Below are 14,528 nucleotides of genomic sequence, written 5' to 3' on the forward strand. Positions count from 1 at the left end.
TTTCATTCCTCACTCTTTTCTTCCTCATCAAACGAAACATCTTGAAATACGAAACGGACAACAAATACAATAAGTAAAACCATTACAATAAATCCTACTATACAACTATAAAAGAACCAGGCCGGAAATCCTAGTACATATGTATATTCTTTTGGATTGCCACTACCTAATCCATATGCGAAACCGTACCATAATAAAAAGTTGATAACAGCAAGTCCAATTCCAATCCACGCTTCACGATGTGCGATGCGAAAACGCGGGTCATCATGATGTTGATTCATTTCTTTCCCCCCTTTCACGATGTATTATTGTACCATTGTTTATATCGTTTTTCCTACAAAAAAAAAAAGCAAAATGAATACCTCTTACGAAAAATATTAAACCTACATCACAAAATTACATATTTTTAGCAATTTTAACGTAAATAAAATTGAAATTTCTGACTTTTTAGGTTACGATTGAAATTAGATGCTATTCACCTAGTTTATCCTGCACTAACGGGCAGTAAAACTCCCATATCCAAATTTCAGCAAAATAAAAAAATATTACGGGAGATAACTGCCCGTAAGAGCCCGATTGGTTCAACTAACCATCAGTGGGGAACGAACAAAAAGCACTGATGGAAGTTTCACTTTATCCCGCAACTCCTCTTTTATTTGGAATAAATGCAGTATTTTGCTGCATTTACATTATATATTTTTAAGGGGGTTATACAATGAGTCAACTAGCTATGAATCTCCATGAAAAAGTAGAGACATTTTTACAAGGAACAAAGAAATTTTATGTAAATGGAGCTTTTGTTGAAAGCGCTTCCGGAAAAACATTTAAAACACCAAATCCGGCAACCGGCGATACGCTAGCTGTTGTATATGAAGGTGGCCGTGAAGATATTCATAAAGCTGTCATAGCAGCACGCCAAGCATTTGATGAAGGTCCATGGTCACGTATGAGTAGTGCTGAACGCAGTCGTCTCATGTACAAGCTTGCTGATTTAATGGAAAAACATAAAGATGAGCTTGCACAGCTTGAAACATTAGATAACGGGAAACCGATTCAAGAAACAACAACTGCAGATATTCCTCTTGCAATTGAACATATGCGTTATTATGCTGGATGGGCAACAAAATTAGTTGGTCAAACAATTCCTGTTTCAGGAGATTATTTTAATTATACACGCCATGAACCCGTTGGTGTTGTGGGTCAAATTATCCCATGGAACTTCCCGCTTTTAATGGCGATGTGGAAGTTGGGTGCAGCACTAGCAACTGGATGTACCGTCGTACTAAAACCAGCAGAACAAACTCCTCTTTCCGCACTATATTTAGCTGAACTGATAGAAGAAGCTGGATTTCCAAAAGGTGTTATTAACATTGTACCTGGATATGGTGAAACAGCTGGTCAAGCTCTTGTCAGTCATCCTCTCGTTGATAAAATTGCTTTTACAGGCTCAACTGAAGTTGGAAAACACATTATGAAAGAAGCATCTCAATCATTAAAGCGTGTAACATTAGAGCTTGGTGGTAAATCACCAAATATTATTTTACCTGATGCTGATTTATCACGTGCAATTCCAGCAGCACTTTCTGGTGTTATGTTTAACCAAGGACAAGTATGTTGTGCTGGATCTCGCTTGTTCATTCCAAAAAAAATGTATGATAATGTTGTTGCAGATCTTGCCTTATACTCAAAGAGCTTAACGCAAGGATCTGGATTAGATCCACAAACAAATATTGGTCCCCTCGTATCAGAAGAACAACAAAATCGAGTAATGAGCTATATTGAAAAAGGAAAAAATGAGGGAGCAGAAATATTAGTTGGTGGAAATAAACCTTACGAACAAGGTTATTATGTTGCTCCAACAATTTTCGCAGCTGTACAAGATGAAATGACAATTGCGAAAGAAGAAATTTTTGGTCCTGTCGTTGCTGCAATGCCATTTGATGACATTGATGAAGTTATTGAACGTGCTAACAAATCAGCATATGGATTAGCTGCTGGGTTGTGGACAGAAAACTTGAAGAATGCGCATTATGTTGCAAGTAAATTACGAGCTGGAACAGTTTGGGTAAACTGTTATAACGTCTTCGATGCAGCATCTCCATTTGGAGGATATAAACAGTCGGGCCTCGGGCGTGAAATGGGTTCTTATGCGTTAAATAACTATACAGAGGTAAAAAGCGTTTGGATTAACTTAAACTAAAAAAAGGTCTTGCCGCTTGGCAAGACCTTTTTTCATGCTCTAACAAATAGACACTTACTCACCTTTATCACGCCGCTCTTGGGTCGTAAAGCTCCCCTCTTAAAATTTTAAGAAATCACAGAAGATATACGAGAGATCACTGCTGCCATATGTCCGATTAGATGAGAGCTTTTCATCAGTTGTGATGAAGCCCCCCAGTTTCACTTTAAACTTGTAATCCTCCACTTACATTTAGTACTTCTCCAGTAATATAGGAAGCGAAGTCTGATGCTAAAAAGGCAGCTGCATGTGCAATGTCTTGCGGTGCTCCGATCCGACCGGCCGGAATTGCAGCAATCATTTTTCCCTTTACTTCATCCGGTATTGTTTGTGTCATATCAGTATCCATAAAACCCGGACAAATTGCATTACATGTAACACCCAATCCGGCTGCTTCTTTTGATGCTGTTTTTGTAAGCCCAATTACACCCGCTTTCGCAGCTGCATAGTTGGCTTGACCTATATTCCCTTGCCAGCTAATAGAAGAAATATTAATAATACGTCCATATTGTTGCTTACGCATATGTAAAAGCGCTGGTTGCATACAGTTAAATACACCCGTTACATTTACTTGCAATACTTGCTCCCATGCTGTTTTTTCCATTTTATGTAACATTGCATCTCGTGTAATCCCAGCATTATTTACTAAAATATGCAATGCACCGTATGTTTGAATCGCATACTCAATTAGTGATTTTGCATCTGTATGGCTGCTTACATCACAAGCATACGCTCTTACATCATATCCTTCTTGCAACAATTGTGTTGTCGTACTGTTTAAAGCTTCTTGGTTAATATCGCTTAGTAATACTTTCGCTCCTAAAGCGGCAAATACATGTGCAATTTCTTTTCCAATCCCTTGTGCTGCACCTGTAACAACAGCTGTTTTCCCCTCTAAAAAAATCATCCTTCTCCCTCGCTTTTCTATGTATTTTCTATATATTTCGTCTTATATATTTCATTCTCCTTTTTTGCATAAAAAACTCTATTTGTGTCACACTATAATTGCAACTTAGCTTAACACAAGGAGATTGTGTGAGATGAAAAAAAAGAATTTACAGCAAAACAAAGTATCTGATGGCATTGATGTTGAGTTTTCTCAAGAACTCGCTGACCAAGATGACTTAGAGGCTCAAGCGCGTGCAGATGCTGCAGATGCACGTCAAAAACACCAACCAAACAAAAAATAAACCGAGAACATATTCTCGGTTTATTTTTTGTATTTTTTCACATAATGTGCAAAGGTAAGTAAGGGAAATAAGCGATGATAACTATGATAACGAATATAAAACTCCCCAGGCAATCCTGCTCCAGTCGGATATTCAATATGTTCTAAAGAATGCTCTAACAAATAATTGATTCCCTTTTGAATACATGCTGTTTCCGTATCATGTACAGCGATTAGGGCATCTAAAGCCCATGCCGTTTGAGAAGGTGTACTAAAAGGTATTGAAATAAACCGCTTTTCTTTACTACTTCTACACGATTCTCCCCATCCACCATCACGATGTTGAATCGTTTCTAACCACCGCGCTGCTTTTTCTAACGTTGGATGATTTGCTGGCAATCCGTTTGCTCGCAGACCTGTTACAGCAGCCCATGTACCATATATGTAACAAACTCCCCATTTTCCATACCAAGAACCATTTTGTTCTTGAGTACGGAGGAGCCATTGCATTGCCCGTTGTAAATCATATGCACTTATTTTATTTGGCGCATAAGTTCCAAAAAACTCAAGCACCCTCCCTGTTAAATCTGCTGTAGACGGATCAAGAATCATATCTTCTGCACTATCGAGAGGAACATGCGCAAACATATGCTTATCGACATCCTTCTCAAACGCTCCCCAGCCTCCATCTTTATTCTGCATCCCAAGAATCCACTGTATCCCTTTATTCCAAGCTTGTTTTACTTTCTTATCTTTCTTTGCAATGTAAGTAAGTGAACGTAGCACCGCTGATGTATCATCACAATCTGGCACAATGGTATTCGTATCGGTAAATCCCCATCCACCAGGAGACACAGAGGGTGCATGAACATGCCAATCCCCATAAGAGGTATGCTGCTTCTTTAATAAATAACGATTTGCTCGTTCAATCATCGCATCATCTTCTGACACATTTGCTTCTTGCAAAGCATAACTTAAAAGAGCAGTATCCCACACTGTTGAAGGTGTATTTTGCAAATGGGCACCATTTTTTGTATTCCATATATACGACTGTATCCCTGATACAGCTTTCTCAATAATAGGAGAATGTATAGAATGACCGAGAGCAAGGAGAGCATAAATCATATAAAAAGTAGCGCTCGCATAAGTGTAAAGTGTTCCATTTCCTTCTATACGTTCTAGCATAAAACGTTCCGCTGCTTTATATCCTTTTTGATGAAGAGAATATGGATAAGAAATTAGCTTTTTCCCTTCTGATAAAATTGTTTGCAAAACAGAAGAGCGTTTATTATGAAACCAATTTGATTTATTCGCGCCCACTATGTAACTAAGATTAGGAATAATATTTTCTTCTATTACAAATTTCTTATTCATACAAATGAGCGTAGGAACGAAATGAATACGAGCAGTATTACTCAATTCATACATACTAAACGGGGCATGATCCGGTAAAAAGAAAAAAGTCATGGGAAAATGAAATAATGCAGGGTAACCGTATTGCCCATGTAAGGCTAACATAAACTTCGTCATAAAGTGAGCGTTTGTAATACCACCTTGTTCACGAATAAATTGTTCTGCACGGCGCATAAAACGATCTTCTTTCTTATACTGTTTAGAAGCTAACAATGCAGCATACACTTGAATTGTAGCCGATAGATTGCCATTCAGCTCATCTTCATACAACTTCCATGTCCCTTCATTTGCTTGTAAAGAAGTAAGTCTTGCTACAAAGGGTTCTATTTCTTTTTCTTTTTTTAACATGCGTAACAATAGAATCATCATACAATCCGTAAGCGGGGCTCCTTCAAAGCAAAAGCGCCATGTTCCATCTCTATGTTGCATCGTACGTAATGCTGTAACCTGTCGCTCCATTTCATATTTCACTTTGTCATGTAGTAGCATAGATACCCCCCCTCTTCACAGAATCCATATACAATATTCCATAACTTACGCAAATATGTGTAAAACAAAAAGCAAAGTGAGATTCATTCCTCACTTTGCTTATGAACAATACCAAATCGCAACAACAATTCCTAAAAGAGCTCCGATAACAACTTGATATGGCGTATGACCGACAAGTTCATTCAATTTTTTATACTCCGTTTGTCTTCCATGAAAAAAGTCATTTAAAATTTTCGCTTGTTTACTTACAGCAAGTCTCACTCCAGATGCGTCATACATGACAATAATCGCAAAAATCGTCGCAATTGCAAATACGGAACTCGTCATTCCTTCTTCAATCCCGATTGCTATCGCTAATGCTGTGACAGTGGAAGAATGAGAACTCGGCATTCCGCCAGAAGCGAAAAACTGTGCAAAATCAAATTCTCTCTTTTTTACTAAAGTGATTATAACTTTTGTAAATTGTGCTAAGAACCAAGCAATCACTGCAGACATTAATGGGTTGTTATGTAAAATTGTTTCCATAATTCGCACCTCACCGCTTATAATGGAATATCCTTACTTACATTATAAAGAAAACGGCATACATAATACTATGCCGTTTTACGAAACTTTTGCAGATTTATTTTTTATAAATTTCGGCTGCTTATTTAGCATAAATTTTGTTTTCGCTATCGAAAATGTAAATAACGCAATCCAAATAAAGAAAAATGCTATCATATGAGCCACTGTAAAATGTTCATGAAAGACGAAAATTCCTAATACAAGACTGATTGTCGGTGCAATATATTGCAAAAACCCAACCATTGATAACGGAATAAGCTTTGTACCTTTTGCAAAATATAAAAGTGGTAATGCAGTAACAATACCCGCACCAGCTAAAAGTAACGTCGACGTAATTGAAACTGATCCAAACGAACCAATTTCTTGAACACCTAACATTCCTAAATATATAAGAGCAATCGGCATTACAATCATCGTTTCCATCGTGAGTCCAATCATTGAATCATAATCTAATAATTTCTTTGATAAACCATATAAACCAAATGTACATGCTAACGAAATCGCAATCCACGGAATGGATCCATAGCGAATTGTTAAAATTACAACCCCAAATGCCGCTAACCCTACGGCAATATATTGCCAAAAATTGAGTTTTTCTTTTAAAACGAGCGTGCCAAGTAAAATACTTACAAGCGGATTAATATAATAACCTAGACTTGCTTCGATTACATGATTATGATTAACAGCCCATATGTACACAAACCAGTTCCCGCTAATTAATATAGAAGCAACAGTTAATGACATGAATAATTTAGGACGTTTAAAAAGATGCACAAGCTCATTGGTAAATTGACCAAAACGTTTGCAAATCAATAAAACAAGTAACATAAAAGCGAATGCCCAAACGATGCGATGAGCTAAAATTTCTTCTGCAGGAACTTCATCTATCAATTTCCAATAAAGCGGAAGAATTCCCCACATCATATATGCACTTGTCGCATATATGATTCCCTTTTTTTGCGCTTCCATTTGACTCCCCTCTTTTCTTTTTTCTTCATTATAAAGTGTCCTTCTACCTTTTTACAATTTTCCGCTACATAACTTTTTTACACGGACCACCTTACTATAATATCCAGAAGATATACGCCTCCGCAGCCGCAAGAAATGGAATACCAAACACAAATTTATTTTTATGTGTCTTATGATGAAACATATACATCCCAATCCAAGCTCCCATTCCTCCTCCTGCTGCTGCAACTAAAAACAACGTACTCTCCGGCGTACGCCACAGTTTCTTCTTTGCTTTTCTTTTATCTAGTCCCATCATCATAAAAGCGAGAACATTGATAAATACAAAATAACCCCATTTCAGCATATTATTAAACCTCTTTCATACATTTTTTCAATCAATTTTTTATCCCGCACTAACGGACAGTAAGCCCCACTGATAGGAGGTTCAATTTATTATACACTCATTTTATTTTTTAGTTTTATAAATATGTAACAATGATTTTATCTAATCAAACAAAAAAATATTGACTATGATAATTATTTTGTGATATTATAAATAATTTTACTTATCACCTTATATATGATAAACTTAGAAAGGTTACCATATGGAGGTGGATTATGTGTTTCAAATTGGCGATAAAATTGTTTATCCAATGCACGGAGCAGGTGTGATTGAAGCCATAGAAGAAAAAGAAATCCTAGGAGAAAAACAAAAATATTATGTAATAAGAATACCAATTAGTAATATGGAAGTAATGATTCCGATGAAAAAAATGATACAATCACGTATACGATTAATTGCCGATAAGCTTACATTAGAAAATGTATTACTTATTTTTCAGTACGGCGAATCAGATGATTCACTCTCATGGAAGCAAAGATATACCCAAAACATGGAGAAAATGAAGACGGGTGAAATGCAAGAAGGTGCTGAAGTAGTTCGCGACTTAATACGTAGGAATAAAGTAAGGGCGCTTAATACAAGTGAAAAACAAATGTTAGACAACGCACAAAAAATTTTAATTAGTGAATTAAGTTTAATTAAAGGAATTACTGAAAATCAGGCAATTGATTTGTTAAATACGAAAGTCGGCTAGGTAAAGAAATCCTTTTAATACCGTTTGGAACTTGATTTTAAATTATATAAGATACCTAAAACGACAAAATAGCCTACATCTATTTTGTTTTTTTTTGCTTTATGTACCTCAATATGATATGATTACAAATACGATTTGATTATAGGAACATTACCCTCTAATAAAAAATTCTTTTTCCTCTAAATGAATTATTCTCACCACTTTTTATTCTCATACTTCTAAGTATACGATGAGGTTCATTTATCCAAGCATTGTTTTTGGATATCCCGATTCATACTGGCACGGTCATCGGAGCCGTAAGGACGAAAGAGAGGTAGGGCTTTCGTTGTTTTGAGGTTTCAAAAACGATAATGAACATTTACTGTTCTTATCTTCCATTTTAGCGTAAAAACGATAACAGATTTAAATATATGTTTATATTTGCTCGGTTCATATAAATAGGAAACACATCTTTAGTAATATTTTAAAAGTTTTTTATATGAAAACAATCAAGACAGTAAAATGGTTTAATAGCGAAAAAGGATTTGAATGTACGAAGTACCAAATGATAGTAATGTTACAGTAAATTGCATTCAAACAAGTTAACAGAGGTCAAAACCTAAGAATGTTGTAAAACTATAAGAAAACGAAAAGAACATGCAGTAATTTACTGCATGTTCTTTATCGTTGTTCTACAGTTTCTTTTTCATCTCGATTTATACATTCATCAATAGGTTGATTATCTTTTCCCTCCATACAAATCATCGCACGATAAATTTCTGAATATAAGCCAAACACTTGATATACACTTCCAAGAAACGGCATGGGAATCCCTCTCTTCCAAATAATAAATTCCAAAGTTAAGGATTCCCTATCTTTTCCTAAACATTCGCATTTGTGTCTTCCTCTTCTATTTGAACGTTAAGAAGATGTAACCATTTCTTATACGGTGCACTGTTTGGATCTACAAATTCTTTTGCATATGAGCGATTCCATAATTGCTTTACAAATAAAGTCGCTTCTTTTTTTGCTGCTGCTTCCGCTCCAGTCCCGTAATAAGATTTAAAATATTGTTCAATTTCATCAACAAGTAAGCGTAACAATTCATCAGATGTTTCTTCTAATGTCGGATCATATTTCGCTTCCTTATCGTACATCAAAATAACATCTAAAATATTATGAACATGTTCTTTTCGAAGCCACCTTATATCTTGCGCACCTAATACAAATGAATGTGTATATAAATGGCCTCCGTGCTGCAATGCTTTTTCCTGTTCTTCTTCAAAACGAGAAATGATATTTTCATATATAAATGGGTTATGAAGCAATGCACGGTGCAGTTTATATCCTTCATTTGTTACATTTTTTCCCATCGATTGAATAAGAGAACTTCGGCCCACTCCGTTATATTGGTAAACGAACTGACCATCCACAGCAGCAAGGCTAATCCAACGATATATATATGCATACAATAAAGCACGATTACACTTATCATAATCCAGCTTCGTTTGTGTTACATTTAAGTCTGGCATAAAAGCAGGTAAGTGCCAATACTTATCAAGATGCGGTGTTAAATTCGATTTACGAACGTTTAATTTATTTACACGGCGATAGTAAGACTGAAAGTAATCTCCCTTTTCATTCACATAACCATTTGCAATATGTCCAGACGACAATTTTGGGAAATCTTGCAGCGACAATCCATAATGCGCACGGTAACATACAATTTCATACGGTGAAAAGGCTGCATCAACAGTTTCTTTTTCCTGGAACATCTCTTGTAACGTTTCCTCATTTAATCCTTGATGAACGAGCGGATGAATGCCCCAATATTGCAATTCACGATGATGCGCAACTTTTGGTATAAATGGACTTGCAAGATGCAGCAAGTCTTCAATTTTCTCACTTACATACTCTGTCATATCGCGCTTTTGAATAGCCGCTTCTTTCCGCAATGCATCAATAATATTTAATTCTAATTTATCTCGATAGCGATCTTGTAACTCCTGCTCACAATATGTCAAAATATGTTTCCGATAAAAATCTTCTACTTTTTGTGATTGTCCTTCCTCTGCTTGCGCTCCTTTGCAATATTCACGATATAAACTCATGTAAATTTCAGCAGATATCTCTTTTGGCAGCACACCATTGTTTACATGGTGATGAATATCCTTCCACATTTCTTCCTGCATTCGCTCATCTGCTAATACATATACATTTGTTGGATTTGTTTTCCCTTCAAATTCTTTACTACGTTTTTGAATGTCTAATAATAAATTTTCACGAGTTTCTTGTAGATTATCAAAGAAGCGCTCCCAATATTGAATCATTTTATCTACAGCTTGATATAAAGATTGATACACAAGCTCTAATAACATTTCTTTTCGATATTCATTTAATTTGTGTATATATTGAGTTATAATATCTTGAAATTCTTTTCGAAATGTCCGATGTTCATTGTGAAACATTTTTCCAAACCAATTTTGCTGTTGTGCCAATTCAACACGTCTAACAGCTGTTACCGTTCCTTCAATATTACTTACATTAAACTTTTTATCATAATTTTGGATAAGACTGCGCTTTTGTTCATTATTTTCATGTAACCGATTCATTTTTTCGATTAACAATTTACGAATTTCGTATAACATGTAACGTGCAGCCACAGGGTGAACAGGATCTGTTTTCTTTAAAAACCATGTATTCAACTGATATGACTGTCCCTCTGAGCCGCTTGGTGTAAATCGATCAGCTTCAATCATATCATATATCAACGTTGTTACATGCTCATGCACACGGCTTGGTATCGCATATGCATATAAACGCACAGCGTGGTCCACTCGTGCCACTTCACCTTTCATTTGTTCAGCAATTTTCAGCTTTGCAGCTGAAATTTTACACTCTCTCTGCAAACGATTTAACTCTTCATCTTTTTGTACCGTACGCTGCACATAATTTTCTACTGCTTCTAAAAATAATTTTGATTTTGATACACCGATCTTTCCGCTTTCTGCTCCTTCACGTGTTTCATAATACATTTGCTTATAAAATACATGTGCCTGTTCTGGACGAGTCGCCAAATGCTCTAAATCTTCTAAAAAACTTTTCCCTCGATCGGGCTTTTCACGCTGCATGCCGCGACGAACATCTTGCTCATACCGATTTTTCTTATCTTGAAAAAGTCGATCTAAATGAAGCCATGATTCATCTAATCCTTGTACCGCCCACTTTAAAGCGCAATAACGAAGAACATTCTCGTATGGATAAATAAGTTTTGCAGCTCCTGCTCCGCAATAACGAGCTTTACCATTTGAATCAGCAAGTTGTTGAATTTGATTATCTTCTTGTGCAAAATGACTCGTTGACATCGGACTAAATAATTGTAAATAAATTGTATTTGTCATTTGTTCCATATAATCAGACAAACTATGCAAATGATGACCATGTAAATTTTCATAATCATATAAGAAGCAATAATTGTATGGTAAATGATGCTGCATAATGGTATGATTTGTGCGTCCATCTTCATCCACTTGATCAGGACGATATTCTAACTCAATTGTAACGCCCCCGCGACGTGATAATTCTCCAGTGGATCCTAAAGTAATTGCATGTAATTCTTTTAATGATGCATACCCGTTTGCCTGCACTGATTCAAATTCTTTGCCACTTATTGTACGTGTTTTAACGAGAACATCAGGAAGTAAAAAAGCACCGCGAATTAAAATGTTGTGATGTTGCAACTTTTTCCGAAGCATTTCTCGTAAATATAGAGCAATTTGCAAAAACATACCGGAACCTGTGCCACCAGCTAATGATGTAACAATAATAACGCGCACACCATATTCTGTTGTATCACTTGTTACGGGGAAAATTTTCTCAATTTCTTGCCAAAAAGTTGTTAATTTATCTTCCTTCATCGCTGCGCGAAGTGCCAATCGAGAAATAACTCGAAGTTGACCAGCACCTTCTGTTAATGGTTTGTCTAGTACGGTCGGGTCAATCGGAAACCAATCTGGAATCGTTGGATCTTCTGCCATATATTCGCGCGGTGTTTTACTAGAGCTCGTTTGTGTCACAAATTTACGAATATGCTGAAAGTGACTTAATGTATTAATATCTGTATCAAATACGTGCATCGCTACTTTTTTACGACGTTCTTTCGGAAGTTTCCGGTAAATATCATGCGTAACTGTACTTCCAATTCCTCCAAGTCCAATTAAAATTGTTGGTACTTGAAAATCCATGTCAACCACCTTCCTATTTATTCACATTCATATCTGTATACTTCTTTTCCATAGCCACGATCAATAACAACCATTTCGTTCGGATATAACGTTTTATGCTCCCGTCCTGCTTCTTCATCTGTTAGAAACATACCATCGATCACCATGCCTGGTACCTGAGAATCTCTCGTAACAAATATAGATTTTGATCCTTTTTTTGCAATAAACGTAACAGACTGCACTGTTTTCCGCTCCGCTCGAAATGGAATACCAAAATAATGATTCCACCATTTCGTTCGCAGCGATTCTGGTTCAGATTTATATAACCAATCTTCAGCAATAGATTGATCCCATTCATAATACATAAGCGCTTTTCGATGAAAACGCGGACGAACTATCCACCCAATGACAAGAATTACAATAATGAATAAGATTATACTAAACGGTAAAACGAACTGAAAAATGGTCGCATAACGCTCTAAAAAAGGGACATTAATAATAGACAACGAAATTTGTTTGCTGGCTTCTTGTAATTGTGGATCTCGTAATGTGATGGTAGCTTCTATGGTGCCGGTATCTGTAAAATTAAATGTGTTGGAGTAATAAGGACGAGGATATACATATATTTGATTTCTATTTTGTTTTAACTCATAGTTGATAGATTTATGAAATGTAATAGTAGCTGTTTTCAACAATTCCTTTATTTCTGCTTCTGACATTGATTCTTCATTTAACAGTGGCTGTATAATAAATGGTGCGCTATTCTCTAAATTTGTTACTTTTTCTTTATAATTCGTTGTAACAACTTTTAATGATAGTTTTGGTCTTGGAACGGATTGAATGCGAAATTCTTTCGTTTGGCGATAAAACCCTTTTATATTCATGTGCACATTTCCATGCACCGCGTCTTTCCCTACCTTTGTTTCATAGTAGAAGGCTTTTCGTTTCTCATCCCATTTCATCGAATACATTTGATTATTTATTTCTATTTGAGCAATAAAATATGAAGCATCTACCGGTACATTTGTTGGTTTTGCTTCTATAATTGCTGTTTGATTTTCATAGATTTGTTCTGTTTCTTTTTTCTGGTCCTTTCCTTTTTCATATATGGAAATGGTATAATCTAATGCTGGTTCTACCAGTACTTTCATATTTTCCTTTGTCACCGCTTGATCAATTTCTACTGTGTATGTCCCTGGTTCTATTACAGCATTGTTTTTAGGCATAATATGTGTAATTCCACCATATATGCCAATTCCCGTCGGTGCTTCAATCGAAAATCTCGACTGTAAATTGAGTGATCCTTGTATATTTTGGACACGATACGGTATGTTCTGAGAAGATTGACCAACAAGTGTAATTCGTTTTAATGGAAATGGTGTTATAATTTCAATCTTGTTTCCTATAATATTTGTTTTCACCGCTTCTTCTACTGTTGAAAATGGATCACGATTTGCTATTAAGGCAGCCGCTTGGTTGACACTGTGGATAACACCATCTTCTCCACTTGTGGGGAATACGATTCCATTCATCTGTTGTTTCCAAATATCTTTAAAGACGTTCATTTGCGCTTGTTCTTGCACTCCTAAATTTTCTTCCATTGTAATTAATACTGCATGTAAAGAAATGTTTTTTTCTTCCATTTCTTTTTTAAAAGTACTGAGCGTTTCTGAAATTCTTTTTTTTCCACTACCATCTTGTTTTTCTAGCTCATTAAACGCTCCATCTGTTAGAATAATAAGCCAAAACTCACGATTCGCATTCACTTGAACTTGCCTCTTAATAGATTGGATAGCTGTTTCCACCGATTGAAAAGGTGTATTAGCACTCTCATTCCATGTTTGAATTTTTTCAATCTCCCCTTGCCGCTTACTATTCTCCAACGAAACTGCTATATCTTGTGATGGATGACTCATTGGTACATAAGAAAACATATCTTTTTCATCTAACAATGCAATCAAACTTTGTAATGCATAATTTGCATACTTCCAGCGATCATTATTACGCATACTACCAGAATCATCATATACAAGTGAAACAACACGCTGCCTCGCTTCTTCTCCTTTCGCTAAACTAGAAAAAGGACTAATACATATGAGTAGTAAAAACAAAATAGATGTGGCTATGATTCGAATATGCATGTTGAAGCTTCGCCACCTTTGTAGACAAATTCCTATGTTTAAACTTATGAGAAGAAATACAAGATATGACTTGTATTTCGAAAAACGAATAGGCATATAATATTATTATGTAAACTAATTTTAATAAAAAACCGATTCTATGCAGTTTTTTATTTTCTTTTAAATTCCATCATAAATTTCTTTCTCATCCAATATTTCTGCCACTTCTCATTGAAGTACACTTCAACTTCCTATGCTATATACAATATGTCATTTTCCAACTTC

12 protein-coding genes are annotated in these 14,528 nt (G+C 35.8%); 3 read left to right on the forward strand and 9 right to left on the reverse strand.

Translation table 11 applies throughout. The annotated features are described in order from the left end of the window. Positions 1-2 precede the first annotated feature (2 nt). Positions 3-281, reverse strand: coding sequence for a YhdT family protein (locus tag ACFQZ1_RS16025; protein WP_098309883.1), 279 nt, complete (start codon positions 279-281; stop codon positions 3-5). Positions 282-715: 434 nt separating this feature from the next. Here ACFQZ1_RS16025 and ACFQZ1_RS16030 point away from each other — a divergent pair, with 434 nt between their 5' ends. After that, positions 716-2,200, forward strand: a complete 1,485-nt coding sequence (locus ACFQZ1_RS16030) for an aldehyde dehydrogenase family protein (protein ID WP_377883191.1) — start codon at positions 716-718, stop codon at positions 2,198-2,200. A 205-nt stretch (positions 2,201-2,405) separates the two neighbouring features. Here ACFQZ1_RS16030 and fabG read toward each other — a convergent pair whose 3' ends face one another. Then, on the reverse strand, positions 2,406-3,146 hold the full coding sequence (fabG, locus tag ACFQZ1_RS16035) for a 3-oxoacyl-ACP reductase FabG (protein WP_377883192.1): 741 nt from the start codon (positions 3,144-3,146) through the stop codon (positions 2,406-2,408). A 133-nt stretch (positions 3,147-3,279) separates the two neighbouring features. On the opposite strand from fabG, the gene ACFQZ1_RS16040 reads away from it, so the two are divergent. Beyond that, positions 3,280-3,429, forward strand: a complete 150-nt coding sequence (locus ACFQZ1_RS16040) for a YfhD family protein (RefSeq protein WP_098309886.1) — start codon at positions 3,280-3,282, stop codon at positions 3,427-3,429. Between the two features lie 20 nt (positions 3,430-3,449). On the opposite strand, the gene shc is transcribed toward ACFQZ1_RS16040, so the two are convergent. From shc to ACFQZ1_RS16060, 4 genes are all read right to left on the reverse strand, one after another. Further along, a complete protein-coding gene (gene shc / locus ACFQZ1_RS16045) occupies positions 3,450-5,309 on the reverse strand; it encodes a squalene--hopene cyclase (protein WP_377883193.1) in 1,860 nt (619 codons plus the stop codon). Between the two features lie 99 nt (positions 5,310-5,408). Further along, complete coding sequence (locus tag ACFQZ1_RS16050; RefSeq protein ID WP_377883194.1) at positions 5,409-5,834, reverse strand: divergent PAP2 family protein; 426 nt, start codon at positions 5,832-5,834, stop codon at positions 5,409-5,411. A gap of 78 nt (positions 5,835-5,912) precedes the next feature. Then, positions 5,913-6,842 carry an EamA family transporter RarD gene (gene rarD / locus ACFQZ1_RS16055; RefSeq protein ID WP_377883196.1) on the reverse strand — a complete coding sequence of 310 codons (930 nt, stop codon included), beginning with the start codon at positions 6,840-6,842 and terminating at the stop codon, positions 5,913-5,915. 94 nt (positions 6,843-6,936) lie between these two features. Further along, positions 6,937-7,185 carry a DUF1294 domain-containing protein gene (locus ACFQZ1_RS16060; RefSeq protein ID WP_377883280.1) on the reverse strand — a complete coding sequence of 83 codons (249 nt, stop codon included), beginning with the start codon at positions 7,183-7,185 and terminating at the stop codon, positions 6,937-6,939. Positions 7,186-7,429: 244 nt separating this feature from the next. Here ACFQZ1_RS16060 and ACFQZ1_RS16065 point away from each other — a divergent pair, with 244 nt between their 5' ends. After that, positions 7,430-7,921: a CarD family transcriptional regulator gene (locus ACFQZ1_RS16065; RefSeq protein ID WP_377883197.1), complete on the forward strand. Its 492-nt coding sequence runs from the start codon at positions 7,430-7,432 to the stop codon at positions 7,919-7,921. 660 nt (positions 7,922-8,581) lie between these two features. On the opposite strand, the gene ACFQZ1_RS16070 is transcribed toward ACFQZ1_RS16065, so the two are convergent. Genes ACFQZ1_RS16070 through ACFQZ1_RS16080 form a run of 3 tightly spaced genes read right to left on the reverse strand, consistent with a single transcriptional unit; the run spans position 8,582 to position 14,264 of the window. Beyond that, a complete protein-coding gene (locus ACFQZ1_RS16070; protein ID WP_377883198.1) occupies positions 8,582-8,725 on the reverse strand; it encodes a phosphonate ABC transporter permease in 144 nt (47 codons plus the stop codon). A 56-nt stretch (positions 8,726-8,781) separates the two neighbouring features. After that, positions 8,782-12,144 (reverse strand): tubulin-like doman-containing protein, encoded by a 3,363-nt coding sequence (locus tag ACFQZ1_RS16075; protein ID WP_377883199.1) that lies wholly within the window; start codon positions 12,142-12,144, stop codon positions 8,782-8,784. A gap of 17 nt (positions 12,145-12,161) precedes the next feature. Further along, a complete protein-coding gene (locus ACFQZ1_RS16080) occupies positions 12,162-14,264 on the reverse strand; it encodes a vWA domain-containing protein (RefSeq protein ID WP_377883200.1) in 2,103 nt (700 codons plus the stop codon). Positions 14,265-14,528: the final 264 nt, after the last annotated feature.

It is taken from the genome of Bacillus sp. CGMCC 1.60114, assembly GCF_042676365.1.
In the GTDB taxonomy this organism is placed as follows: Bacteria; Bacillota; Bacilli; order Bacillales; family Bacillaceae_G; genus Bacillus_A; species Bacillus_A rhizoplanae_A.

What these genes read in the sequence shown, in the direction of transcription:
- ACFQZ1_RS16030 (WP_377883191.1), top strand. Translation starts at nt 716, where the DNA reads ATGAGTCAACTAGCTATGAATCTCCATGAAAAAGTAGAGACATTTTTA.
- shc (WP_377883193.1), bottom strand. Translation starts at nt 5,309, where the DNA reads ATGCTACTACATGACAAAGTGAAATATGAAATGGAGCGACAGGTTACA.
- ACFQZ1_RS16075 (WP_377883199.1), bottom strand. Translation starts at nt 12,144, where the DNA reads ATGGATTTTCAAGTACCAACAATTTTAATTGGACTTGGAGGAATTGGA.
- ACFQZ1_RS16040 (WP_098309886.1), top strand. Translation starts at nt 3,280, where the DNA reads ATGAAAAAAAAGAATTTACAGCAAAACAAAGTATCTGATGGCATTGAT.
- ACFQZ1_RS16050 (WP_377883194.1), bottom strand. Translation starts at nt 5,834, where the DNA reads ATGGAAACAATTTTACATAACAACCCATTAATGTCTGCAGTGATTGCT.
- rarD (WP_377883196.1), bottom strand. Translation starts at nt 6,842, where the DNA reads ATGGAAGCGCAAAAAAAGGGAATCATATATGCGACAAGTGCATATATG.
- ACFQZ1_RS16025 (WP_098309883.1), bottom strand. Translation starts at nt 281, where the DNA reads ATGAATCAACATCATGATGACCCGCGTTTTCGCATCGCACATCGTGAA.
- ACFQZ1_RS16080 (WP_377883200.1), bottom strand. Translation starts at nt 14,264, where the DNA reads ATGCATATTCGAATCATAGCCACATCTATTTTGTTTTTACTACTCATA.
- ACFQZ1_RS16070 (WP_377883198.1), bottom strand. Translation starts at nt 8,725, where the DNA reads ATGCCGTTTCTTGGAAGTGTATATCAAGTGTTTGGCTTATATTCAGAA.
- ACFQZ1_RS16065 (WP_377883197.1), top strand. Translation starts at nt 7,430, where the DNA reads ATGGAGGTGGATTATGTGTTTCAAATTGGCGATAAAATTGTTTATCCA.
- fabG (WP_377883192.1), bottom strand. Translation starts at nt 3,146, where the DNA reads ATGATTTTTTTAGAGGGGAAAACAGCTGTTGTTACAGGTGCAGCACAA.